The organism is Streptomyces sp. NPDC056161, from assembly GCF_042268025.1.
Lineage (GTDB): Bacteria > Actinomycetota > Actinomycetes > Streptomycetales > Streptomycetaceae > Streptomyces.
This window is the reverse complement of record NZ_JBHJUV010000008.1, coordinates 142451-167216: the sequence shown is the minus strand read 5'-3', so window position 1 is coordinate 167216 and position 24766 is coordinate 142451. Positions and strand designations below refer to the sequence as shown.

Sequence of the window (24766 nt, the reverse complement as noted above, 5' to 3'; positions counted from 1 at the left end):
GCCGTACGCGCCGAACGCGCCGAACGCGCCGAACGCGCCGAACGCACGGTGCGCGCCGAGCGCCCCTCCGCCCTGGACCGGACGGGACGCTAGCGCCCGGTGCCTTCGACCGTCTCCAGGTACAGCCGCACGTACCGCTCGACGTCCACGTCCAACGCCACGTCCACCAGGGCCGATTCACGGGTGTCGCCGTGGATCTCCGCCTCGCCGGGGCGGATCCGGCGGTCGACGATCGTCTGGCCGCGGGCGGGACCGGGAGCGAGGGCGACCTCCACCGGCAGCAGGCGGGTGCCGAGGCCGGCCGGGTCGGCGACCGCGCACACCGCGCCCGCGTCGCCGAGCCCGCCGGACGGCTCGTCGCCGTCGGGGCCGCCCGGGACGGCCCCGGCCGGGCGGTGGGCCAGCAGTTCGCCGGCCAGCCGGGCGCCCGGCTCGCTGCTCGCCCGCAGCCGCCGGATGTCGGCGCCGGGGACCAGCACCCGGGTGAACACGTCGAGGCCGTACATGGTGATCGGCACCCCTGCGGTGAGCAGGACCGCCGCCGCCTCCGGGTCGTGCCAGACGTTGAACTCCGCGACGGCCGTGGCGTTCCCGGTACCGGCCGCGCCGCCCATGAACACGATCCGCTCGATGTTGCCGGTGACCTCCGGATGCGTACGCAGCAGCAGCGCGATGTTGGTCAGCGGCGCGGTCGGGATCAGAGTGACCGGGCGGGGCGAGCCCAGGATCTCGCGGCGCAGCAGGGTCACCGCGTCCACGTCGACCGGCCCGCGGGCCGGGGCGGGCAGCCCGAGGTCGCCCATGCCGTCCTGTCCGTGCACGTGCCGGGCCGAGCGGGCGGGTTCGATCAGCGGGCGTTCGGCGCCGCGCCCCACCGGGATGTCCGGGGCGCCCGCCCGCTCCAGCACGGTGAGGGTGTTGCGGACCACGCCGTCCACGTCCGTGTTCCCGGCGACACAGGTGACCGCCCGCAGGTCGAGACCCGGGTGGCGGACGGCGAACAGCAGGGCCAGGGCGTCGTCGACCCCGGTGTCGCAGTCGATGATCACGGGGATGGGGGTGTTCCGGTCGGTCACGGCGGGGCTCCTCCGCTCCTGTTTCGCGGCGCTGCCTGTCTGCGCCGCTTCCCTGCTGCTTCACCGCGCAGCTTTCCTGACTGCCTGCTGCACCGCGCAGCTTCCCTGACTGCCTGCTGCCTGCTGCCTCTGGCTGCCTGCTGCCCGGGGCCCGGGGAACCGTGGGCCCCGCCTCCCGACCCTACGCGCCCCGGCCTCCCGGCCCGGCCGCGCCCGCCCCGCCCGTCACTCCCACAGCACGGTCCCCCGTGCCCCGACCCGGGCGGCGACCCGGTGCAGCAGGTCGTCGACGGGCAGCACGCCCGGCCGCCGCCCGTCCCGCAACCGCAGCGCCGCCAGCCCCCCGTCGGCCTCCCGTGCGCCGATCACGGCCTGGTACGGGACGAGGCGGGCCGCCCGGACGCGGGCGCCGAGAGTGCCGTGCTCGGGGCCCGCGCACTCGGCACGCAGCCCACGCTCCCGCGCCCTGCCCACCAGCTCACGGGCCTGCTCCTGCTGGTCCCCGGCGACCGGCAGCACGACGAGCTGCACCGGCGCCAGCCACGCCGGGAGTGCCCCGCCGTGCTCCTCGACGAGGTGGGCCACGACCCGTTCCACGCTGCCGATGATGCTGCGGTGCACCATCACCGGCCGGTGCCTGGCCCCGTCGGCGCCGGTGTAGTGCAGGTCGAAACGGACGGGCTGGTGGAAGTCGATCTGGACGGTGGAGAGGGTGGCCTCGCGGCCGGCGCCGTCGACGACCTGGACGTCGATCTTCGGGCCGTAGAAGGCGGCCTCGCCCGGCGCCTCCTCGTGGTCGAGGCCGGACGCGGCGAGGACGTCCCGCAGCAGGGCGGTGGCCCGGCGCCACAGCCGCGGGTCGGCCACGTACTTGCCGCCCTCGCCGGGCAGCGAGAGCCGGTACCGGGCGGCGCTGATGCCGAGGTCGGCGTAGGCGCGGGCGATCAGTTCGAGGGCGCCGCGGGCCTCTTCGGCGGCTTGCTCCAGGGTGCAGAAGATATGGGCGTCGTTGAGGTGGATGGCCCGTACGCGGGTGAGTCCGCCGAGTACGCCGGACAGCTCCGCCCGGTACATGGCGCCCAACTCGGCGATACGGAGGGGCAGTTCACGGTAGCTGTGGGAGCGGGAACGGTAGACGAGGGCGTGGTGCGGGCACAGGCTGGGGCGCAGCACGACCTCCTCGGCGCCGAGCCGCATGGGCGGGTACATGTCGTCGCGGTAGTGGTCCCAGTGACCGGAGATCTCGTACAGCTCGCGCTTGCCGAGCACGGGCGAGTACACGTGCCGGTATCCGGCGCGGCGCTCGGCGTCGCGGACGTACTCCTCCAGGGTGTGCCGGACGACGGCGCCGTCGGGCAGCCAGTACGGCAGTCCCGCGCCCATCAGCGGATCGGTGTCGAACAGCTCCAGCTCACGGCCGAGTCTGCGGTGATCGTGCATGGTCGTCTCCTCCTGGCCTTCTGGCCTCCTGGCCATCTGGCCATCTGGCCTTTCGGCCTTTTGACTTTCGGCTTTCGGCTTTCGGCCTTTTGGCCTTTTGGCCTCTTGGCCTCTTGGCCTCTTGGCCTCTTGGCCTCTTGGCGGAGGGCGAGTGACCACGCGACGAAGCCCCGGGGCACTCGCCCCGGGGCTTCGGACAGATCAGGTGTCAGCGCGCCGGGACGGACTCCGGCGTCGTCGTGGCCGACGGCTGCGGCTGGGCGCGCTTCATGGCGGGGACGGTAGCAAGGGGGGCGGAGGGCGGGCGAGCGGTTTTCCGGAACGTGCGCCTCGGCGGCCCGGGTGTCCCGTCCCGGGCCCGTCCCACCTGGGGTGGAGCGGGTACGACCTACTGGCCTCCGGCCTCGCTCGGGGCTCGTGGTCCACACGGGGTCCGCTGGCTCCGATGCCGGGCGCCCTTCCTACCCACGTACTGCGGCCGGTCCCTCCGTTCGTCTCGCCGTCCGCTGGCTACGTGCCAAAGCACTCCGCCTCGCCCAGCTACTGTCCCCGGGGCCATACTCTTCTGGGAAGCACTGCTCGCCATCGCAGGGCCGGCCATGCACGCACGGTGGCCGACTCTGCATTGTCAGACACGCGAACGCCCCCAGCGGTGGGACTGTTGGAGGTGCGGAGGAGCGGGGAAGCTCAGGCGAACAGGAGGGTGGGCTCGGCGAGAATGTCCCTGCCGAGTTCGCTCTTGTAGATCAGGTCGATGCTGCCGAAGCGGGCTTCGGTGTAGTCAAAGCCGAACGCGGCTGTCGCTGCGCGCACCGCATGCTCGGAGGAGCCTTCGATTTCCAGGAAGGTGGGCAGGTCGGGCCAGGTGTCAAGGTCATAAGTGACGCCGTCGAGCTGCCACTCTTCCCGGTAGTTCTGCTGGTAGCGCATCTGGCGAAGGCCGAGGGCCTTGAGGAGTTCGGCGGTCTTCTCCAGGTCGTTGACCTCGACCTCGATTTCCGTGGTGCCGTTGATCTGGCTGGCGTCGGTGACCTGCTTCAGCGTCAGAGTGGTCTTGCCTCCCTCGTCACGCAGCCGCAGCCACTGCTGCCCTTGAACGGCGTCGTTCTCGAAGATCAAGCGCGTGAACATGGTCTTGGGGAACACCTGCTCCGCGCCGGCACCCTTCAGACGGTCGCGCAGGGCATCCACGTCGACGCCCAGGAACTTGGCCTCGTACTCATGCTGTGCCATCTCTCTCCCTCTGGTCGTGGTCTATGCAGTGAGGTCGTGGTAGTCCTGCTCGCGCAGCTTCCTGATCTCGCTGCACACGTTGCTGGTGATGAACTCTTCAAGCGGCAGACACAGGTCCATGCGCTGGATGCATACGCCAACGTGGAACGCTCCACGAGGGTCACGGTAGAGCCGTACGCCGTAGTAGCCCTCGTGGCAATCAGTGCCCTGGTTAAACCGGCAGCCGACACACGTCTCTGGTAGCCGCAGCGATCGTATGTGCTTCACGAACAGCGTGCGTGCGTTGGGGAGTTGGTAACCGATTCTGAATCCCGACGTGCCAGCGATCAGCCTCACCTCGGTCGGCCGGGCTTGCAGTTCCTCCAGTTGTTGTTATAGGCGTCCGGGGCCGTTGACTTCAACTCGCCCGTCGTGTCGTGCGATTGTCTCGCGCACGTGTACGGCAACGCGGCCGATCATCCCGATCAGGTGCGCCGGTATCCGTCGAACATGACGGACGCGGAGTGGACGGCCGTGCGGCCGTTGTTGCCGGTGCCGGCCTGGCTTCAGGGGCGGGGCGGACGGCTCGGGGGCTACTGTCATCGGCAACTGCTGGATGCGATCCGTTACCTGGTCGCGGGCGGGATCTCGTGGCGGGCGCTGCCTGTGGACTTCTCCGGCTGGGGCCGGGTTTACGCCTTCTTCCGGCGCTGGCGCGAGCACGGGCTGACCGCCGAGTTCCACGACCGGCTGCGCGGGAAGGTCCGTGAGTATGAGGGACGTGAGGCCGAGCCCACGGCGGGGATCATCGACGCGCAGTCGGTGCGGGCCACCGCGACGGTGCCCCCTTGAAGAACGGGGGAAGTGTGTCGAATTGATGTGAACCGCGGGGGGCAGGAAGGTCGTAGTAGTGGTGGCCGGCTCGGGGTGCCGGTGCCCGGCTCAGTCCTTGAATGAGGTGGTTTTTTTATGGCTCCATCAACGCCCGAACCTTCAGACTCGGCGAAGCAGCCGGAGAAACGGCGCCGACTTCCTGACGGTAAGGCTACCGACGGCCCTACTTCGCCGCCCCGTAATAAGCGGTCAAAGACGTCCAGTGCTTGGTGGGAGGGGCTGTCGCAAGAGGAGCAGGAGGCGCGAACCCAGCGACTAGGCGAAAGTTACCGTGCTTGGCTGGGGACGCTGACGTCAGAGCAGAGGCAGGAGCAAAACCGGCAACAGTCCGAAAGAGCCCGTGCGCGCTGGGGCTCATTGTCGCAGGAGGAGCAGCAGGCGCGAGTCCAGAAACAGTCCGATGGGCTGCGTACTTATTGGGCGGGGGTAAAAGCAGAGGAGAGGAAGGCGCGAAACCAAAGAATTTCCCAAACGCGGCGTGCTCGGCCGGAACCTCCCGTGGACGTAGCGGCTGCGAATCAAACCGCGAATGCCCTGCTGGGTTCGCGCGGGCGCAAGTACGCCTGGATGAACCCGGGCTCCGCTGCCTCCAGTTCTACACAGCCGGCGGCCTCCGATGGCGGCCAGTCGGCTCCCCGCCGGTCTGCCAGCCCGGTTCGCGAGCCGGACAACGCCCGCAGCCGACGCCGCTGAGCCAGAAGCCCCACGTCAAGGCCGTCACAAGCCGACCCTGAATCTCCTCGCCTGCCAGATGGAGACAACCCTCGGGGTGACTGAAGCACAGCAGAAACCGACTCCGGCCCACCATGCGGACCGGGTGCCCGGCGGTGAGCGCAGCGAGCCGCATCCCCCTCATGCCTCGCCGTGAGCGGGATGCGGCTCACCCGGACGGCCCGCCGGGCTGGTGGCCGGGCCCGACAGGTGATCCCTTGGGGAAAACGATCAAAGGATCGTACGAGGTCGAGCGACGGCGGAAGACGGAACTCGGACTCGCACCCGAACCCGGCAGCCCCAGGAGCCCGCGATGTCCCTGCCCCCGGCCCGCCTCCGCGCCGCCTCAGGTCTCGCCCTCACCGTCGCCGTGCTGCTCACCGCCTCCGGATGTCTCACCGGGGAATCCGGCCGGGCGGCGGCCCCCGCGTCCACGCGGCCCCCGGCCAAGCCGCCCGCCCCGACCGGGACGTCCGGCCTCACCGCCGCCCAGGCACAGGCCGCGCTGATCACCGTGGCGGACCTGGGCGTGCCGTGGACGCAGACGCAGGGCGCCGCGACCTGGCGGGACGGGATGCTGAAGGCGGAGACCGACGAGCCCGACTGCCAACGCCTGCTGGAGGCGCTGTACACCGACGAACTGTTGGGTGACGCGACCGGCATGCACGCGGTGACCGCGCTCGACGACGGGGACGAGGGGGCGCAACTGCGCTACCAGGTCGCCACCCGCGGCCCGGCCGACGTGGAGCGCACCCTGTCCTGGCTGAACGGGCTGCCGGAGACCTGCGGCGAGTTCACCGCGTCCACCACGGCGGTGGGGTCGCAGGACGTCCAGGTCTCGGCGATCGACCTGCCGCAGGTCGGCGACGCCCGGCAGGGCCTGCGGATCACCCTGACCGGCGAGGCCGCGACGGACTCCGATTCCGAGGACGAGTCCGAGGACGCCGAGTCCACCACCCTCACCCTGGACGTGGCTGCCGTACGGGTCGGCGAGGACACGATCGTCCTCTCCAACGGCTCCCTCGGCGACGTGTCGGCGGACGCCACCAGCCAGGCCCTGGAACTCGGCGCCCAGCGGCTCACCCAGGTGCGGAAGGACGGGCGGCTGCAAGCCTGACACCGGGCCGCCGCGGACCGCTCACAGCGGCGGCTGCGCCGGGGCGGGTCCGAGGGTGGTGGTGCCCGGGGCCGTACGGTGGCCGAGTCCGGTGCGGTAGGCGTCCAGCGCGGCCTCCACCCGTCCGGTGCGGCGCAGCAGGTCGCCGAGGAGGCGGCACAGGTCGGCGAGGTCACCGGCGGCCCCGGCCCGCTCCAGCAGGCTCAGCGCGCGTACGTAGTGTTCCTCGGCGGTCTCCGTGTCCCGGGCGTCCTCGGCGATGATGCCGAGCAGCCGGTGCGCGGCGGCCGAGTGGACGGCGCCGCGTTCCGAGGAGAGGTCGCCCAGCACCTCGTGCAGCAGCTCGGCCGCTTCCTCCGACTTGCCGCGCCGGTGCAGCACGTCGGCGAGTTCGACGGCGGCCTGGCTGCTGTAGAGGGCGGCGCGCTTGGCGGACAGCATCGCCAGCGCCTGCCGCAGCTCGCCCTCGGCGCGTTCCAGTTCGCCGTCCTGGGCGTAGACGTAGCCGCGCATCCAGTGGCAGTTGGCGAGTTCGGTACGGATCTGGAGCTGGCGGTACAGCTCGGCGGCCTTGGCCAGTGAGGCGTCGGCCTCGGCGACCCGGCCCTCGGCGAGCAGGGTGCGGGCGACCGAACGGTGCATCCGGGCGATGAGCGCGGGGTCGGCGACCTGCGGCGCGAGGGCGAGGGCGAACTCGGCGGCCTGGGCGGCGCGGGCGTGGGCGCCCATGTCCATGTAGGGCCCGATGACGCTCGCGTAGAGCAGCAGCAGGGCGTCGGGATCGTGCAACCCGCCCCGGTTCAGCTCGTCCAGGGCGGATTCCAGCAGGTAGACGGCGTAGCGGAGTTCACCGGCCAGGTAGTGCGCGACGGCTCGCCCGCGCACGGCGGGGACCCGAACCGGCAGCGGCTCCCCGGCCCGGCGGTTCTCGGCCCGCTCGAAGTACTCGCGCGCCTCGGTCAGGTCACCGGTGTCCAGGGCGCACTCGCCGAGGCCGAGCAGCGCGGTGGCCTGCTCGTCGACCAGGCCGTACGTCTCGGCCTCGGTGAGCAGCGCGCCGTACCGGCCGGCGGCTTCCTCGGCCGCCCCGGTGGCCAGGGTGCGCTGCGCCCCGGTGAGCCGCAGTCGCAGGTCGGTCGCGAGGTGCGCGGGGCGCCCGGCGGCCAGTTCCTCGAAGGCGACGCCGAGCCGCCCGGCGATGTGCCGCAGCGCCTCGTCGGAGGCGCGCACCCGCCCCGCTTCCAGTGTGGAGATGTAGGCCGGCGTGTAGGCGGGTTCGGCCAGCTGCCGCTGGGTCAGGCCGCGCGCGGTGCGCAGCCGCTGCACGCGTCGTCCTACTGTCTCCGGGTCGTCTCGTTCCAGCATCCCGCCGTTCCCCCAACTCCCCGAGCACCCTTGCCGTCAGGCTCCGACAGCCCCTAGGTTAAACGGCGGATTAAGCATGCTTAATAGGTCGCTGTTGTTGCGAGGTAGCCGTGCTCGGACGTTCATCCGCGCGTTACGGACGCCCCACCGCATTCCCCCACCTCCGGCTCCGTTCGTTCTGGAGAACCGCCACCGCCCGGGGCCTGGCCGCCGCCCTGCTGGCGGCGGGCGTCCTGATCACGGTGGCGAACGTCGGCCCGGCGCGGGCCGCCTCGGACGCCCCGTCCCCTGCGGTCGTCCAAGGCGCGGCGCGCTAGGCGCTTCGCCCGCGTCAGTTGGTGAAGATGGCGGCGGCCTCGGTGGCGGACGTGTGCCAGCTGCTGACGACCGGCTTGTCCTCGACGAAGGAGCCGACCTTCAGGGACACCGGGTTCGGGTCGTTCTGCGCGACGCTGACGATGAGGTCCTGGTACTCCACGCCGTCGTTGTTGTTGGTGGTCTTCGGGTTCACGGCGGCGTAGGCGGCGACCCCTGCCTTCAGCGTGATCGGCTGGCCCGCGGACTGCTCGGCGTTCGCGGCCTCCGTGCCGCCCGAGCCGAAGGCCACGACCGGCAACTGGGCCGGGATGACGCAGGTGATACCGGACTTGGCCACGGCCTTGATCAGGAAGTAGCCGCCGGCCTGGGTCTCGCTGGTCGCGCTCCAGGAGATGTCGTTCGTGCCGCACTGCTGCCCGTAGCCGCTCTTGTCCCCGGCGGTGCCGCTGCTGCCCGTACCGGAAGCGTCCGAGGAGCCGCTGCCCGCGGTGCCGCTGCCGGACGAGTCCGAAGCGCCGGAACCGCTGTTCCCGCTGTTGGTCTCCCCGCTCTTGCTCTCGGTGGGCGCACCCGTCGAGTCCTTCTGGTCGGCCGCCGTCGAGGAGCCCGCGGTGGTGCTGGACGCGCTGGCCGACGCCGAGCCGGTGGCGCTGCCCTGGCACGCTGTCATCAGCAGGCCCGCGCTGAGCACGGCGGAGGCGGCAAGGGCGGTACGCAGGCGACGGTTCATGATCGGTTTCCTCCATGGTGACGTTTGCGGGGTGCCGGGTGTGGGGTGCGGGGTGCCGGTTGCTCGGTGCCGCGTGTTGACGACCGTTGTGATGTCGGCGCCCGGCCACGAGTTCGGGCAGTCGCCCGCCCATGACGCTCCTGTCACGCGCCCGTGACAAAACTCCGGCGAACCGCAGGACGAGGCGGAGTGTATGCCACAAAGGGGCACGGCCCGACGGCCGTGCCCCTTCCTGTCCACCGTGGTCAGACGGTGGAGCGCAAGATCACTTGAGGTCGCGCAGAAACGCGGTCCAGACGTCCGCCGCGACGGCGAACGACCCCGCCCCGGGGTTCTTGGAGTCACGAACGGCGACGTGGGCGGGGAGATCGGCGACCTCTACGCAATCGCCGCCGTTGGTGCTGCTGTAACTGGACTTACGCCACGTCACAGGCTTGGTCTGCCGACTGTTCTCCATAACGGTCCTCCATCACGCGAGCGATCAGGGCGGCCGAGTCCTCCGGAGAGAGGGCAGTGGCCTGCAATCGAGCGTAACCGACCGAACGCTCCCTGATTACCTGCGGATTGGCCGTCATGTGCCCCTGGTCGTAGCTCTCGGAGTAGTACAGATCAGGGTCACTGTCGAAGCGCAGGAGGTTGAACGCACCCCTCATACCCGCGTGCGCCCCGACCTCGAACGGCAGCACCTGGAGGTGCACCCACGGCTTGTCCTGGAAGGTCAGCAGATGCGCCAGCTGCTCGCGCATCACCGAACGGCCGCCGACGACCTGCAACAGCGCCGACTCGTCCATGACCACCCACAGTGCGGGCGGCTGCTCCCGCTCCAGGACGCGCTGCCGCTCCATCCGGGCCGCGACCATCTCTTCGACCCGGTCCGGGTAGTCGACGCCCAGCAGGGCCGCTGCATAGCCGGGCGTCTGGAGAAGCCCGTACACCAGCTGGCACTGATACGTCGAGATATACGCCGCCTTCGCCTCCATCTCCGCGTAGGGCTGGAACCAGTGCGGCAGTTGGCTGCGCAGTACCAGCCCCACCAACCGCGAGAAGGACCCGTCCGTCATCAGGGCCGCGTCCACCCGTTCGGCGAACTCCCGCGTCGGCACCTTCAGCGTGGTCTCGATCTGGCCGACCAGTGAGCCGGTGCAGAAGATGGCCCCGCCCAGCTCCTTCTGTGTGAGCCCCGCTTCCTCGCGTTTTCTGCGCAGCTCGTAGCCGAAGTAGTCCAACGGCGAGGCGCCGGGGTCGAGTTGACGGATATGCACCATGTTGGAGACACCTCCAAGCCGACGCCGCGCGTCGTCACGTCCTTGTGTCCGATCGGTTGCCCAGAGTAGTCACCCGACTGCCCTCCAGTGGCGTGAACGGGGAAAATGCCTACGCTGCTTGCATGACCGCCGCTGCGAGCGCTCCCGGGCCCTCCCCCGCCGCCCGGCTCACCCGCGACCTCACCGCCGACCTCCCCGTCCCCGCCCTGGAGGACTTCTACCGGGACCTGCACCGGCACCCCGAGCTGTCCCTGGCGGAGCGCCGGACCGCCAGGAAGCTGGCCGGACGGCTGCGGGCGGCCGGGTTCGAGACGGCCGAGGGGGTCGGCGGCACCGGGGTGGTCGGTGTGCTGCGCAACGGGGAGGGGCCGACCGTGCTGCTGCGGGCGGACCTGGACGCGCTGCCCGTCCAGGAGGAGACCGGGCTGCCGTACGCGTCCCGGCACGACGGCGTGATGCACGCCTGCGGGCACGATCTGCACGTCACCTGGCTGGCCGGGGCCGCCGCCGCACTGGCCGCCGGGCGGGAGACGTGGGCGGGGACGGTGGTGGCGGTCGGGCAGCCCGCCGAGGAGAACGGGCAGGGCGCGGACCGGATGGTGGCCGACGGGCTCTACGAGCGCTTCCCCCGGCCCGACGTCCTGCTGGGGCAGCACGCGGCGCCCGGCATCGCGGGGCTGTACCCGCACGTGCCGGGGCTGGTCCTGTCGGCCGCCACGGACGTCGACATCGTGGTGCACGGGCGCGGCGGACACGGCTCGCGACCGGAGACGACGGTCGACCCGGTGGTGACGGCCGCGTATCTCGTCACCCGGTTGCAGACCGTGGTCTCCCGGGAGATCGCCGCGGGCGAACCGGCCGTACTGACCGTCGGCCGCATAGAGGCGGGCACCCGGCACAACATCATCCCGTCCGAGGCGCGCATCGCCCTGAACCTGCGGACGCAGTCGGAGGAGGTACGGCAGCGGATGCTGGCCGCGATCCGGCGCATCGCGGACGGGGAGTGCCGGGCGGCCGGCTGCCCGCGCGAGCCGGAGGTGACCCTGGGGGACCACTTCCCCGCCACGGTCAACGACGTGGACACCGACCGGCTGGTCGCCGCCGTGCACGGTGCGGTGTTCGGGCCGACGAAGGTGGTCGACACCGGTCCGGCGATGGGCAGCGAGGACTTCGGGCGGCTCGCGGTCGGCTCGATCCCGTACGCGTACTGGTTCGTGACCACCACCCCGGCCGAGGTGTGGGCGCAGGCGCCCGGCACGGACTTCGCGGAGAAGTTCCAGGCGGTGCCGAGCAACCACAGTCCGCGGTTCGCGCCCGACCTCTCCACGGTCACTCCCGGGGTGCAGACCCTGGTGTCGGGGGCGCTGGCGTTTTTGTCAGTGGCATGACTTAGGCTTCCGCACCTAGTCTTCTCACATTCGCCACACACGGCCCACAGGGGAGTCACACAGCAGCCGTGCTCCGTGGCACCCAGATGCCTGCCTTCACCTTCGTTTTCGATCCGGGGGGTTCGAATCAGCGTGCGTATGCGCACCTCTCTCACGGCCGCCACCACCCTTGCGGTCCTCTTCAGCTCGGCGGCGCTCGCCGCCGCTCCGGCGTATGCCGACACCAGCAAGATCCTGCCGGTCAAGTCGACCGGTGACATCGTGGTGGACGGCGTCCACCAGCAGGTCTTCATCAGTGACCCGAGCAACGGCAAGATCGTCGTCACCGACTACTCGGGCACCGTCGTCAACCAGCTCACCACCAACCTCTCCGGCGTGTACGGCCTGGAGCTGTCCGCCGACTCCGGCACGCTCTACGCGGCCGTGCAGGACCTGGACGCCATCGCCGTCATCGACACCGCGACCGACACCGAGACCACCCGCTACCCGGTCGGCGACAAGCCGCTGAGCGTCGCCCTCGCGGGCGGCAAGCTGTGGTTCGGCTACGGCGACGGCGCCGCAGGCAACATCGGCTCCGTCGACCTGGCCGGCGAGCAGCACGAGGTCACCCTCGGTCAGGGCAGCGCGTACTCGGCGCCGATCCTGGACGCGGCACCCGGCTCCGACATCCTGGTCGCGGGCCAGCCCGGCATGAGCCCGTCCGCCATCACCTCGTACGACGTCTCCTCGGGCACCGCCACCAGGCTGGGCGGCACCGACGCCGGCAGCAACCTCCGCGACCTCAAGGTGACCCCGGACGGCAAGGACGTCGTGGTGGCCAGCGGATGGCCGTACTACCACCAGGTGTTCAAGACCGCCGACCTCACCGAGGACGGCAAGTACACCAGCACCGCCTACCCGAACGCGGTGGCCATCGCGCCCGACGGTACGGTCGCGGGCGGCAGCGACGCCTCGTACGACCCGGACGTCTACGTCTTCCGGCCGGGCCGCAGCGAGGCCGTGCGGACGTACGACCTCCCCAGCACCGGCAACTCCAGCGGCTCCGACCTCGTCGCCCCCGCCGGTCTGGCGTTCTCCCCGGACAGCAGCCGCCTGTTCGCGGTGAGCCGCAACAGCGAGGGCGTGTACTCCCTGCGCGAGTACAACACCCCGGCCAAGGCGGTCACCACCATCAAGGTGAACGCCCCGACGTCGGCGCCGCGCGCCAAGCAACTGACCGTCACCGGCAAGGTCACCTCGACGATCGCGCTCCCCGCCGGTGCCAAACTCACCATCACCCGGACCGACCTGGAGTCCCCGACGGGCAAGACCCTGCCCTCGGTGACGGTCAAGGCCGACGGCACCTTCTCCTTCACCGACACCCCGCCCGCCGGCGGCAAGGTGACGTACAAGGCCGCCTACGCGGGCGACGCCGACCACGCGGCCGGCTCCGGCTCGGACGCCGTCAACGTCTCCCGTGTCACGCCGACGCTGACCCTGAACAACAACCGCAAGGTCTTCGCGTACGGCGCCGACGTGAAGTTCACGGCGCACCTCGGGACGACGTACAAGAACCGCAAGGTGGAGATCTGGGCCGACCCGTACGGCGGGGACAAGCCCAACAAGCTGGTGAAGTCCGGCACGGTCAACTCCAGCGGGAACCTGTCCGTCACCCTGGACCTGACCCGGGATGCCAAGGTCACCGCGAAGTTCGCGGGCGACGCCCGCTACGGGTCGCGGACCGTGACGAGCACGGTCGGCGCCAGGGTCAGCGTGTCCTCGTCGCTCAGCGGCCACTACAAGGCCAAGAGCGCGTGGAGCCACACCTACTACTTCTTCCACAAGACCAAGAACCCGCTGTTCACGACGAAGATGTCGTACTACCCGGGCCGCGACGAGCGCATGGACTACCAGGTGTACTACCAGGGCCGGTGGTACTCGGGCGACTCGCAGTACTTCGGGCTCGGCACCTCCGGCGTCGCCAAGATCACCCTGACCGGCAACCACGCGTCGGACGTCGGCTGGCGCTTCCGGGTGCGCTCGGCCTACGTCAAGGGCGGCTCGGGCGACTCGGTGAACTCCACGACGTACGGCGCCTGGAAGTACTTCACCTTCACCAACTGAAGTCTCGCCTGAAACTCCAGTAACTGAAGTCTCGCCTGAAACGTCAGCAACCGCCGAGGCGGCCGGCTCAGCCCTGTGTCTGAAGCTGCTGCAACTGCTGCTGGACATGGTCCAGGGCGCCCTGTCTGCGCCCTGGCACCCGCAGCCGCAACTCCGCCAGCGCGGGCCCGAGTTCACGGGCCCGCGCCGGGTCCTCGATGCGGCCCCACTGGTGGTGGGCCCGGTCCACGGCCGCCTCCACGGCGGGCGCGTCGGTGCTCTGCCCGGCCGCCAGGCGGGCGCTCGCCACGGCCAGCCAGGTGCGGCAACTGCGCACCGCGTCCCCCGCGAACATCGCGAGGTCCGCGCGGACCTCGGTCCAGTGCAGCGCGTCCTCGGCGCCCGGCCCGTACGCCCGTACCGCGGTCTGCTCCCACTCCGCGGCCAGCGCGTCGGCCTCGGCGTGCCGTCCGGCCTGCACGGCGGCGGAGATCGCGGCGTGCGGATCGCCGCCCGTCACGGCCGGCGCCGTCAGCAGGATGTCGCCCGCCATCTCTTCCCCCAGCCGGGCCACCACCTCCTGGTGCAACTGGTCGAGCGGCGGCCGGTGCCCGCTGCGCAACACCGTCGCCACCGCCTTCATGTACGACGGCGCGGCGAGAGTGCGCCGGGCCGGGGGCGGCGCGATCCGGCCGTGCACCGGGTTGCCGCGGCCCGAGTCGAGCGGCGTGGACCGCAGGTACTGCCAGGTCTCGGCGTCCGCGTGCAGATCGACGACGAGGGCGGTCGTGCCGGACGGGCGCAGCCGCAACTCCTCGCGGATCCAGTGCCAGGGGAAGGCCGTGTAGCGGACGGTCGCCGGGGTGGTGCGGGCCAGCGCCAGATGCGGCAGGTGCTGGCGCCGGTCGAGCTGGAGCTGACCGGTGACGAACACGGTCAGCGGGCCGGGGGCCGCCGCGGCTGCGCGCAGCCTGGTCAGCACGGCCTGCGGCTCCAGCGGATCGGCGAGTTCGACCACGTTGGCCGTGTCCGTGCCGGCGAGCACGTCGGGTGCGACGGCCGCGAGAACGGGGAGCACGGAGGCAGCGTCGACCAGGCGCCCCCGGCCCATCGGCGAGGCCGCGAGCAGCAGCACGGTTCCGGGCATCGTCCCTCCCCTGTCGATCACCTACGGCAGCACGATATGCGCTACCGGTGCAAAGAAGGGTCTCAGGGACGCAATCGTCCCCTTACGGGGAGCAGTTCCGGGCGCCAGCCCGCCAGCCGTCGCACCGCGAAAACCGTCGTGTCGTCGCCGAGCCGGTCGCCGGTGTGCCGCAGTGTGCCGTCCCGGACCATCGCCGCCAGCCGCGCCGGATCGGCGGTGCGCGGGTCCTCGGCCACCGCCCTGGCCACCTCCGTCGCCAGCGGATAGAACGCCCCGGTGCCGTCCCTGGCCTCGGTCACCCCGTCGGTCACCAGCAGCAGGGTCTCGTCGGCGGCCAGCGGTACCCGGTGCACCCGCGGCGGTCCGTCCGCGAACTCGCTCATGCCGAGCGGCAGCCCCTCACCGAGCGACAGCAGCCGTACCCCGCCGGCTACCCCGCCGGCGCGAACGGCCAGCGGGGGTTCATGGCCGAAGTTGACGATCCCCACGTAACCCGACTCACGGACGGGGAAGCCGATCAGCAGCGCGGTGGCGAACCGCTCCCCGTCGGCGCCCCGGCCCAGCGCGGCGACATGCCGGCCGTGGCGCTGCATCCGGGTCTCCAGACGGGCGGCGACGTCCGCGAGACCCGGCTCGTGGTACGCGGCCTCCCGGAAGGAGCCGAGCAGCGCGGCGGCCGTGGCCACCGCGCCCAGGCCCTTGCCCTGCACGTCGCCGACCAGGACACGGGAGCCGTAGGGGCCGGGCTGGATGTCGTAGAAGTCGCCGCCGACGCGGGCGTCGGTGTCCGCGGTCAGATACACGGCGGCGTTCTCCAGCCCGGCCCAGGTCGCGGGGAGCTGGCGCAGCACGGTACGGCGGGTGATCTCGACGACGTCCCGCATGTGCAGCATCCGCCGCTCGACGCCCAGCCGGAACGCGCACGCCAGCGTGGCCAGGCCGCCACCGACGGCGACCAGCACGAAATCGGCCAGGCCCGCCCGGTACTGGAGCGGCCAGGCTATGTCCACGAGGAAGTAGGCGAGCAGCGCGACGACGGCGAAGCCGGCCGTGGTCCACACCCCGCAGATCGCGGCGGCGGTCCCGGGCACGAGGACGATCCAGGTGATGATCCGGAACCGCTGGTGGGTGTAGACGTCGCCCAGGATGATCAGGACCAGCAGCAGGAGCGGCAGCAGCCACGCGACGCTGTACCCGCGGATCCGCAGCAGTTGCCGCGGCGGTAGCTCCTCGTCGGTCACGCGCCCGGCCCGCCTTTCATGGGTTTCAGCGAAACATGAGCGGGCACCGACCGCATCCGGGCACCCGGTCCGCACGACTTGCCGGGCCGCCGACCCAGGTGTGCCCTGGACAACAGGGGGTGAAGGAGAAGGAAGGAGAGAGAGGAGGGGTGGGGAGAGGTACGAGGGGTGGAGAGGTACGGGGGGAGAGAGAAACGGGGGCAAAGAGAAACGGGGGGAGAGAAACGGGGGTGGAGAGGAAAGGAGTGCTCTCATGGCTCATGCGGCATCCGCGCCCGGGGACAGGTCCCAGGCGGCGGCCCACGGACCCCAGGCCCGCGAACCCCAGATCCACCGGACACCCGACGTCTTCAGCGGGCGCGCCCACGCACTGGCCCGGCTGGCCTTCCCCGTCCTGCTCGGACTCGTCTACGGCTACTGGGCCGCGGGCAACCGGCGCTTCGGCGGACCCATCACCGGCTGGAACATCCTGTTCGGCTTCGTGACCGCGATCGCCTTCGTCCTGGTGTACCTGGGCGTCCAGGCCCTCGCCCCGCGCCTGCGGCGGGAACTGCACGCGCTGCTGTGGGCCGCCTTCACCGGCATCGCCTTCGGCTTCCTGTTCAGCCAGTCCGCGTCCGCGCCGTCCGTGCTGCGCAGCGCCGGTCTGTCACTGGTCATCGCGGCGGTCGCGTTCATCATCATCTTCTACCGGTACTACACGCACGAGGACGCCCAGGGGCACCGCATCCGCTGAACGGCATGCGCGCCCGCGCATGCCCGCCTCCGCCGCCTCGTCATGCCCGCCTCCGCATGCCCGCCTCGTCATGCCCGCCTCCGCATGCCCGCCTCCGCATGCCCGTATCGGCATGCCCGTATCGGCATGCCCGCATCAGCATCCGCAGGCCCGCATCGGCAACCGCTGAACCACATCCGCTGAGCCACCGAAACACCCCCCATACGCTCCGAACACCACCCGAATGGCGGCTTACCGCTCGCGACCCGCGTCCGAAGGCCGTTGGCTGGCAGAGTGCCCCCACGTCTCAGGAACGCCCTGTCGGCGGCGCTGATCGCACTGTCCTGCCTGCTCGTGCCCTTCGGCGCACTGGCGGCCTGGGCGGCGTACGCACTCGCCGACACCGGCCGGTACGTCACGACGATGGCGCCGCTCGCCGCCGACCCTGACGTGCGCAACGCGGTCGCGGACACCGTCGGCGCCGGAATCATGCGTGAGGTCGACCAGAAACTCGACGTCCGCCCGGTGCGGGGCGCCGTCGGACCCTTCGTGCACGACGCGGTGCACTCCTTCACCCAGACCCGTGCCTTCCGTCTCGCCTGGGAGGAGGGCAACCGGGCCACCCATGACGCGGTGCTGCGCGCCCTGCGCGACGAGGAGACCGAGGACGACTACCTCGACGAACCGGTCACCGTCGACCTCGCGCCCGTCACCGCCCAGGTCAAACGGCAGCTCGCCGAGGACCACATGCCGCTCGCCAACCGGATCCCGGTCGAGCACACCACGTTCGCCGTACTCCCCGCACAGGAACTGGCCCCCCTCCGGAAGGGATTCCACGTGCTCGAAGTCGCCGGCTTCTGGCTCCCCGTCGCGGCCGTCGCCTTCGCCGTCGCCGGGATCGCCCTCGCCGTCCACCGCCGTCGCGCGATCACCGCGACCGCGCTCGGTACGGCCCTGGGCGGCGCCCTGCTCGGCGTCGCCCTCGCCATCGGCCGCCACCTCACCCTCGCCGACGTGCCCGCGGACCTCTCGCAGGCGGCCGTCGGCGCCGTCTACGACGCCCTCACGGCCACCCTGCGCACGGTCTCCTGGCTGCTGATGGGCCTGGGCCTCGCGGTGGCCCTGGTCACCTGGCTGACCCGGAACGTCAGGCTGCCGTCCGCTCGGGCCCGTGACCTGCCGGTCCGCCCGCAGACCCGCTACCCGGAACCCCTGACCCCGTTCGAGGACGAGACCGCCCAGGCCGAAGCGGGGGTCGGCGGACGCTGGCCGCCGGGCGGGCCCACCGCCACACCGGGGGCGTGAGCCCACCGCGAGAGGGGATCACGGAACGTTGCGCACCGTACGCACCGGAGGGCGTGCGCCGGGGCGGCCGGCACGCCCTCCGGTGTGCGGGTCAGACGCCGATGTCGCCGCCGTCCGCGCGCCACACCGCGACCACGGCGGGCCGGGTGATCTTCCCGGGTCCGTCCGGCCAGGCGCTCGCCGGCTTCTCCACCGACGCCCCGTCGATCTCGCCCGGGTGCTGCACGGCGACCAGGACGCGCCGGTCCTGCACGATCGGACCGCAGGTCTCGGCGCCGTTCGGCATGGTCAGGAACTGCTTCAGCTCACCGCGCCGGTCGCCCTTGGTGGCGACGCCGAACAGGCCGTCGTGGGTGCCGAGCGCGTTGCCGTCGGTGGAGATCCACAGGTTGCCGTGCGGGTCGAAGGCCACGTTGTCCGGGCAGGAGATCGGGCTGACCTTGTCCTTCGGGAAGCCCGCGAAGTAGGTGGCCGGGTCGGCCGGGTCACCGGCGACCAGGAACACCGACCAGGCGAAGGACGTGGCGTCCGCGCGGTTGTTCTTCTCGGTGAGTTCGAGGATGTGCCCGTGCTTGTTGTTGGTGCGCGGGTTGGCCTCGTCGGGGGCCGCGTAACCGGCCTTGCCGCGGTTGGTGTTGTTGGTGAGCGCGACGTACACCTTGCCGGACTGCGGCGACGGCTCGATGTCCTCCGGGCGGTCCATCTTGGTGGCGCCCACCTTGTCACCGGCCAGCCGCGTGAAGACCAGGACCTCCTCCGCGGTCATGCCCTCGACGTGCGAGACGGCGCCGTGCTCGGTGGCGGTGACCAGCGGGATCCAGGTCCCGCTGCCGTCGAACTCACCGTCGGCGGGAAGCTTGCCGGTGCCGTCGATGTCGCTCGCGGGCGAGTCGCCGGTGAGCCTCGCGACGTACAGGGTGCCCTCGTCCAGCAGCGAGAGGTTGTGCTCGCGCGCGGAGCGGCTGTTGCCGTGCTTCATCCGCTTGCTGCCGACGAACTTGTAGAAGTAGTCGAAGCGTTCGTCGTCGCCCGTGTACACGACGGGACGGCCGTCCGACGTCATCCGCACGGTCGCCGCCTCGTGCTTGAACCGGCCGAGCGCGGTGTGCTTGCGGGGCGTGGAGGTGGGGTCGTACGGGTCGAACTCGACGACGTACCCGAACCGGTGCACCTCGTTGGGCTCCTGCGCGATGTCGAACCGCTTGTCGAACCGCTCCCACTTGCGTTCGGTGGCGCCGGTGCCGATGCCGTAGCGCGCGTCCGTGGCCCGGCCGGCGTTCGCGAAGTACTGGTTGAAGTTCTCCTCGCCGTGCAGCGTGGTGCCCCACGGGGTGGTGCCGCCGGAGCAGTTGTTGAGGGTGCCGAGCACCTTGCGGCCGGTCGGGTCGGCGGAGGTCTTCAGCAGGCTCGACCCGGCGGCCGGGCCGGTGAGCCTGAACTCGCTGGTCGCGGTGATCCGCCGGTTGAGGTGGTGCCGGCTCACGACGGTGAGCTTCCCGCTCCTGCGGTCCTCCGCCACGACGACGGCCGACAGACCGTGCGCCGCCCAGGCGACCTCGACCTGCTGCCGGGTGGGGTTGGCGGCGTCGTACCCGCGGAACATCAGTACCTCGTCCGTGTACTCGTGGTTGGCCACGAGCAGTTGCCGGTCGTGCTCGCCGGGAACCGGCAGCAGGGCGAGGAAGTCGTTGTTGTACCCGAACTGCCCGGCCTGCGCGGCGGCCGTCTGGTGCTCCGGGTCGAAGGCGGGCGCACCGCGCAGAATCGGTTCTCCCCAACGGATGACGACGTTCTGCTGGTAGTCGTCGGGCACGGTGACGGCGTCGGCGGTGTTCGGGGCGACCGGGCTGAACCGCAGCCCGCGGGCTCCCTGCTGGGGCTTGCCCGGCTTGCCGGGTGCGCCCTGCTTCGCCTCCGCGGCGGCGGCCTGCGGGGCACCGCCGACGACGGCGGAACCGGCCGCGGCGGCCACGGTCACCGCGGCGGCGGCCCGGAGCGCGCCACGACGGCTCAGGGCACCGGCGATGACATCGCCGACGTACTCGTTGGAGCTGGTGTTGGGCACCTCGTGGAAGCAGGCGTCACCACACCGGAAACGGCAGGTCATCGCGGAACGCCCACCCGGATGCGAGCTGATGACCGGTAGCAGATTGCGCACTTTACTCTCCCCTTGCAAACCTTTGGTATGGGCGTGACGGTATGGGGATGCGCGTGCGGATGGTCAGCCGCCGGATGAACGATTGGTGAACCCCGGGGGCTCGAAAGGGCGTTGCGCGGGTGGGTGCGGAAGCGTTGACACGGACGCCGGCGTCCCCCTCGCCCCTTCCCAAGATCACCACCCCGGCCCGCTAACCTTACGTGTCCGTCCTGGCCAGGGATTGACGGGCATAACTCACGCGAAGGGTTGCGCATATGGGCATTCTCACTCTCCTGCGGAACGCATTCGGCCGATCACGCAAGGGGCACGCGGCCGAGGCAGAGGGTGCGGAGCAACTGCCTTCACGGGACGAGGAGCGGGCCGCCGGGCAGGCGGAGCGGGTCCCCGCACAGGAGCCGAAGCCCGAACAGCCTTCCGCGGCTTCTTCTCCCGCCTCTTCCCCCGCATCTCCTCCCACTTCTCCTCCCACTTCTCCTCCCGACTCCTCCCCTGCTCCTTCCACTGCCTCCGCCGCTTCCCCGGTTACGGCCCAGGTCCCGGAACCGCGTCAGCCGGAACCGTCGGAACCTTCGGAGCCGTCGGAACCTTCGGAACACGACCTGGTGGCAGCGGCCTTCGACCACGTCACGGTCCCCCGCCCGGCCCGCCCGGCAGAAGAAACGGAACCGGCCCCCGAGCCGCCGACGGCCGTGGAAACGCCGGTTGTGGAAACGCCGGTCGCGGAAACACCGGTTACGGAAACACCGGTTACGGAAACACCGGTTACGGAGCCCGCGCCGGAGCCCGAGGCAGCGCCCCGGGAAGAACTGGCGACCGAGCCGGAGCCGGAGTCGACGCCGGATCCGGAGCCGGAGCCGACCAACGACGCGGAGACCGCCCCGGCCACGGCCGACGCGGAGGATGCCCCGGCGACGGTCGACGCGGAGGATGCCCCGGCGACGGTCGACGCGCAGGACGTGCAGGACGTGCAGGACGCACAGGACACGCAGGACACGGCAACCGAAGTCACGCAGAACGCGGTCGCCGTGGACAATGCCCCGGTCACCCCCGACGCACAGGACGCGGAAGCCGAAGCCACGCAGGCCACGCAGGCCACGCAGGCGACACAGGAAACGCAGGAAACGGTCGGCGCCGAGGACACTCCGGCCACGGTGGACACGCAGGACACTGAATCCGAGGCGCCGCAGGCCACGGCCGAAGCGGACGACGCAGAGGACACCCCTGCCACGGCCGCCACGGACGATGCCCTGGCCACCCCCGACGCCCAGGCCACGCAGGCCACCCCCGACGCCCAGGCCACAGCCGACGCGGACGACACCCCGGCGGCGCCGACAACGGAGCCGACGGCCGAGCACGCGCCGATCGCCGAGGCGACCCCGGAGCCCGCCCCGGAGCAGGCACCCGCCCCCGAGCCCGAGGCATCTCAGGCACCGGAACCCGAGCCCGAGGCAGCCCAGGCACCGGAACCCGAGCCTGAACCGACCCCGGAGCCGGAGCCGGCGACCGCATCCCAGGCCGCCGAACCAACGGCCGCCCAGAACGACGTACCGAACGACTCGAACGTCTCGGACCACCCGGAGAACCCGGAGAACCCGGCCGACTCGGACCACCCGGAGAACCCGGAGGGCCTGAAGAACCCGGAGGACCTGAAGAACCCAGAGGACCCGGAGGCCCCGGAGGACCCGGAGGCCCCGGAGCACCCCGCAGCCGCCGACGGCGAGACCGCCCCACTGGCGTCACCCGCACCCGACGACGAACCCGCCACGGGTGATGCGGGTGGACACGGATCCGGCGAGGGCGAAGCCGAGGCGTCCTCCCCCCAAGCCGACGCAGTCACCATCGCCCCGAGCCTGGCCACCGCCTACCGCTCCGCCGCGGAAACCCTCGCCAAGACCGGCCTCACCGGCACCCGGGCGAAGCTCTACCTCGTACTCGACCGCTCCGCCTCCATGCGCCCGTACTACAAGGACGGCTCCGCCCAGGCCATCGCCGAGCAGGCCCTCGCGCTCGCCGCCCACCTCGACCCCCAGGCCCCCGAGGCCCCCGAGGCCCCCGAGGCCACGGTCCACGTCGTGTTCTTCTCCACGGAGGTGGACGGCACCGCCGACCTCACCCTCACCGATTTCGAGAACCGCATCGACGAGGTCCACGCCACCCTCGGCCGGATGGGCCGTACCAGCTACCACGCCGCCGTGGAAGCCGTACTCGCCCACCACGAGAAGTCGGCGAACGCGGACGGCCCCGTGCTGGTGGTCTTCCAGACGGACGGCGCCCCCGACGCCAAGACCCCCGCCACCCAGTCGCTCGCGCAGGCGGCGACGAACCACCCCTCCGTCTTCTTCTCCTTCGTCGCCTTCGGTGAGCACGACAACAAGGCGTTCGACTATCTCCGCAAGCTGAAGACCGGCAACGCGTCCTTCTTCCACGCCGGCCCCACCCCCCGCGAGCTGACGGACACGGAGCTGTACGAAGGCGTACTGGCCACCTGGCGGCCGTAGCCCCGGGACCGGGCCGCCCCGAACCGCCCCGAACCCGCCTGGACCACCCGGGACCGGGCGGCCCCGGAGCCACCCTTCCGCGATCACCCGACGCCGCCCGCCTCCCACCCGTAGAAACGGGAGGCGGGCGGCGTACCCGTGTCGGCTACGATTTCAAGGTTCGTAGACAGACGGAAACGCCCGGAAAACGGTCACCCGTCACCCCGTGTAGCGACTTGGGAGCAGCCCGCGATGGCTCGACACCTCATCACCAGCGCCCTTCCGTACATCAACGGGATCAAGCACCTGGGCAACATGGTGGGGTCCATGCTCCCGGCGGACGTGTACTCCCGCTACCTCCGCCGGCGCGGCCACGACGTCCTGTACATCTGCGCGACCGACGAGCACGGCACCCCCGCGGAGCTGGCCGCCAAGGAGCAGGGCATCCCGGTGGCCGAGTTCTGCGCGCAGGCGCATGACGCCCAGAAAGCGGTCTACGACGGTTTCGGGCTGTCCTTCGACTACTTCGGCCGCAGCTCCAGCGCCCAGAACCGGGAGATCACCCAGCACTTCGCCCGCCGCCTCAACGAGAACGGCTTCATCGAGGAGCGGTCGATCCGCCAGGTCTACTCGCCCGCCGACGGCCGCTTCCTCCCCGACCGCTACGTCGAGGGCACCTGCCCCCACTGCGGCTACGACAAGGCCCGCGGCGACCAGTGCGAGAACTGCACCCGGGTGCTCGACCCGACCGACCTGATCAACCCCCGTTCGGCGATCTCGGGCTCCACGGACCTGGAGGTGCGCGAGACCAAGCACCTCTTCCTCCTCCAGTCGAAGCTGGAGAACGAGGTCCGTGAGTGGGTGGCCCGGCACGACAGGGACTGGCCGCAGCTGGCGTCCTCCATCGCCCACAAGTGGCTGACCGAGGGCCTGCACGACCGCGCGATCACCCGCGACCTGGACTGGGGCGTCCCGGTGCCGGCCGACACCTGGCCGGAGCTGGCGGCGGAGGGCAAGGTCTTCTACGTCTGGTTCGACGCCCCGATCGAGTACCTCGGCGCGACGAAGGAGTGGGCGGACCGGGATCCGGGCAACCGCGACTGGAAGGCGTGGTGGTACGACGTCGACACCGACGTCCGTTACACGGAGTTCATGGCGAAGGACAACGTCCCCTTCCACACGGTGATGTTCCCGGCCACCGAACTCGGCGTCCGCGAGCCGTGGAAGAAGGTCGACTACGTCAAGGCGTTCAACTGGCTGACGTACTACGGCGGCAAGTTCTCCACCTCGCAGAAGCGGGGCGTCTTCACGGACCAGGCCCTGGAGATCCTTCCGGCCGACTACTGGCGCTACTTCCTGATCGCCAACGCCCCCGAGTCGGACGACTCGTCCTTCACCTGGGAGCACTTCACGGCCACGGTGAACAAGGACCTGGCCGACACCCTCGGCAACTTCGTCAACCGTGTGCTCTCCTTCTCGAAGAAGCGCTTCGGCGAACAGGTCCCGGCCGGCGGCGAGCCCGGCGAGGCGGAGGCGAAGCTGGGCGAGGAGATCGCCCGGCTGCTCGCGGAGTACGAGCAGCAGATGGAAGCGCTCCAGTTCCGCAAGGCGGCGTCCGCCCTGCGCGCCCTGTGGTCGGCGGGCAACTCCTACCTGGAGGAGAAGGCCCCCTGGCTGGAGATCAAGACCGACAAGGACGGCGCGGCCCTGTCGCTGCGCACGGCGATGAACCTGATCCACCTGTACGCGGTGGTCTCGGAGCCGATCATCCCGTCGGCGTCGGCCGCCATGCGCTCGGCCTTCTCACTGGCGGACGACACGGCGGCCTGGGTCACCGCGGACGAGGCCCGCTCCCTCACCTCGGTCCCCACGGGCACGCCCTTCACGGTCCCGCCGGTCCTGTTCGCCAAGCTGACGGACGACGACCTGGAGACCTACAAGGAGCGCTTCGGCGGCGAGCCCGCATAACCTCCAGGTATCCGAAGGGGCCCGGTGGGGTCGGTCGTACGACTGACCCCACCGGGCCCCTTCGTCATCGCCGTCACCGTTCAGCACCGTCACCGTTCAGCACCGTCACCGTTCAGCACCGTCACCGTTCGGCACCGGAACACGGCCGACCGCGTTC

General features: G+C 71.1%; 19 protein-coding genes. 9 read left to right on the top strand and 10 right to left on the bottom strand.

Annotated elements, in window-relative coordinates:
* Positions 1 to 89 precede the first annotated feature (89 nt).
* The 3 genes from ACFC09_RS10285 to ACFC09_RS10275 form a co-directional block, all read right to left on the bottom strand.
* The gene (locus ACFC09_RS10285) at positions 90 to 1076 is read right to left on the bottom strand and encodes a nucleoside hydrolase (protein ID WP_376525550.1); all 987 of its coding nucleotides are present in this window, start codon (positions 1074 to 1076) and stop codon (positions 90 to 92) included.
* A gap of 225 nt (positions 1077 to 1301) precedes the next feature.
* The gene (gene thrS / locus ACFC09_RS10280; RefSeq protein WP_376525548.1) at positions 1302 to 2675 is read right to left on the bottom strand and encodes a threonine--tRNA ligase; all 1374 of its coding nucleotides are present in this window, start codon (positions 2673 to 2675) and stop codon (positions 1302 to 1304) included.
* 528 nt (positions 2676 to 3203) lie between these two features.
* Complete coding sequence (locus tag ACFC09_RS10275; RefSeq protein WP_376525547.1) at positions 3204 to 3749, bottom strand: class IV adenylate cyclase; 546 nt, start codon at positions 3747 to 3749, stop codon at positions 3204 to 3206.
* A gap of 489 nt (positions 3750 to 4238) precedes the next feature.
* Between ACFC09_RS10275 and ACFC09_RS10270 the strand changes: the two genes are divergently transcribed.
* Together ACFC09_RS10270 and ACFC09_RS10265 are read left to right on the top strand one after the other, a co-directional pair.
* Positions 4239 to 4580, top strand: a complete 342-nt coding sequence (locus ACFC09_RS10270) for a transposase (RefSeq protein ID WP_376525545.1) — start codon at positions 4239 to 4241, stop codon at positions 4578 to 4580.
* 1066 nt (positions 4581 to 5646) lie between these two features.
* Positions 5647 to 6450, top strand: coding sequence for a hypothetical protein (locus ACFC09_RS10265; RefSeq protein ID WP_376525543.1), 804 nt, complete (start codon positions 5647 to 5649; stop codon positions 6448 to 6450).
* A 21-nt stretch (positions 6451 to 6471) separates the two neighbouring features.
* Here the strand turns inward: ACFC09_RS10265 and ACFC09_RS10260 are convergent, their stop codons facing one another.
* Positions 6472 to 7815: a tetratricopeptide repeat protein gene (locus ACFC09_RS10260; protein ID WP_376525541.1), complete on the bottom strand. Its 1344-nt coding sequence runs from the start codon at positions 7813 to 7815 to the stop codon at positions 6472 to 6474.
* 110 nt (positions 7816 to 7925) lie between these two features.
* On the opposite strand from ACFC09_RS10260, the gene ACFC09_RS10255 reads away from it, so the two are divergent.
* Positions 7926 to 8132: a hypothetical protein gene (locus ACFC09_RS10255; RefSeq protein WP_376525539.1), complete on the top strand. Its 207-nt coding sequence runs from the start codon at positions 7926 to 7928 to the stop codon at positions 8130 to 8132.
* Positions 8133 to 8146: 14 nt separating this feature from the next.
* On the opposite strand, the gene ACFC09_RS10250 is transcribed toward ACFC09_RS10255, so the two are convergent.
* The 3 genes from ACFC09_RS10250 to ACFC09_RS10240 all read right to left on the bottom strand — a co-directional run bounded on the left by ACFC09_RS10250 (position 8147) and on the right by ACFC09_RS10240 (position 10128).
* The gene (locus ACFC09_RS10250) at positions 8147 to 8863 is read right to left on the bottom strand and encodes a DUF4232 domain-containing protein (protein ID WP_376525538.1); all 717 of its coding nucleotides are present in this window, start codon (positions 8861 to 8863) and stop codon (positions 8147 to 8149) included.
* A gap of 265 nt (positions 8864 to 9128) precedes the next feature.
* Positions 9129 to 9293 carry a DUF397 domain-containing protein gene (locus ACFC09_RS10245; protein ID WP_376525536.1) on the bottom strand — a complete coding sequence of 55 codons (165 nt, stop codon included), beginning with the start codon at positions 9291 to 9293 and terminating at the stop codon, positions 9129 to 9131.
* Complete coding sequence (locus ACFC09_RS10240) at positions 9280 to 10128, bottom strand: Scr1 family TA system antitoxin-like transcriptional regulator (protein ID WP_376525534.1); 849 nt, start codon at positions 10126 to 10128, stop codon at positions 9280 to 9282. The genes ACFC09_RS10245 and ACFC09_RS10240 overlap by 14 nt, the downstream gene beginning before the upstream one ends.
* Positions 10129 to 10250: 122 nt before the next feature.
* Here ACFC09_RS10240 and ACFC09_RS10235 point away from each other — a divergent pair, with 122 nt between their 5' ends.
* Both ACFC09_RS10235 and ACFC09_RS10230 read left to right on the top strand, forming a co-directional pair.
* Positions 10251 to 11516, top strand: a complete 1266-nt coding sequence (locus ACFC09_RS10235; protein WP_376525533.1) for an amidohydrolase — start codon at positions 10251 to 10253, stop codon at positions 11514 to 11516.
* 138 nt (positions 11517 to 11654) lie between these two features.
* Positions 11655 to 13619, top strand: coding sequence for an Ig-like domain repeat protein (locus ACFC09_RS10230; RefSeq protein ID WP_376525531.1), 1965 nt, complete (start codon positions 11655 to 11657; stop codon positions 13617 to 13619).
* A 67-nt stretch (positions 13620 to 13686) separates the two neighbouring features.
* Here the strand turns inward: ACFC09_RS10230 and ACFC09_RS10225 are convergent, their stop codons facing one another.
* Together ACFC09_RS10225 and ACFC09_RS10220 are read right to left on the bottom strand one after the other, a co-directional pair.
* On the bottom strand, positions 13687 to 14745 hold the full coding sequence (locus tag ACFC09_RS10225) for a hypothetical protein (RefSeq protein WP_376525529.1): 1059 nt from the start codon (positions 14743 to 14745) through the stop codon (positions 13687 to 13689).
* A 62-nt stretch (positions 14746 to 14807) separates the two neighbouring features.
* Entirely contained in the window at positions 14808 to 15986 is a 1179-nt protein-coding gene (locus ACFC09_RS10220; RefSeq protein WP_376525527.1) for a PP2C family protein-serine/threonine phosphatase, read from the bottom strand.
* Positions 15987 to 16239: 253 nt separating this feature from the next.
* Between ACFC09_RS10220 and ACFC09_RS10215 the strand changes: the two genes are divergently transcribed.
* Complete coding sequence (locus tag ACFC09_RS10215) at positions 16240 to 16722, top strand: hypothetical protein (RefSeq protein WP_376525526.1); 483 nt, start codon at positions 16240 to 16242, stop codon at positions 16720 to 16722.
* A 273-nt stretch (positions 16723 to 16995) separates the two neighbouring features.
* On the top strand, positions 16996 to 18006 hold the full coding sequence (locus ACFC09_RS10210) for a hypothetical protein (protein WP_376525524.1): 1011 nt from the start codon (positions 16996 to 16998) through the stop codon (positions 18004 to 18006).
* A gap of 91 nt (positions 18007 to 18097) precedes the next feature.
* Here the strand turns inward: ACFC09_RS10210 and ACFC09_RS10205 are convergent, their stop codons facing one another.
* Entirely contained in the window at positions 18098 to 20164 is a 2067-nt protein-coding gene (locus ACFC09_RS10205) for a PhoX family phosphatase (protein ID WP_376525522.1), read from the bottom strand.
* Between the two features lie 254 nt (positions 20165 to 20418).
* Between ACFC09_RS10205 and ACFC09_RS10200 the strand changes: the two genes are divergently transcribed.
* Together ACFC09_RS10200 and metG are read left to right on the top strand one after the other, a co-directional pair.
* Positions 20419 to 22662: a VWA domain-containing protein gene (locus tag ACFC09_RS10200; protein ID WP_376525520.1), complete on the top strand. Its 2244-nt coding sequence runs from the start codon at positions 20419 to 20421 to the stop codon at positions 22660 to 22662.
* Between the two features lie 231 nt (positions 22663 to 22893).
* Entirely contained in the window at positions 22894 to 24609 is a 1716-nt protein-coding gene (gene metG / locus ACFC09_RS10195) for a methionine--tRNA ligase (protein WP_376525518.1), read from the top strand.
* The last annotated feature ends 157 nt before the right edge of the window (positions 24610 to 24766 follow it).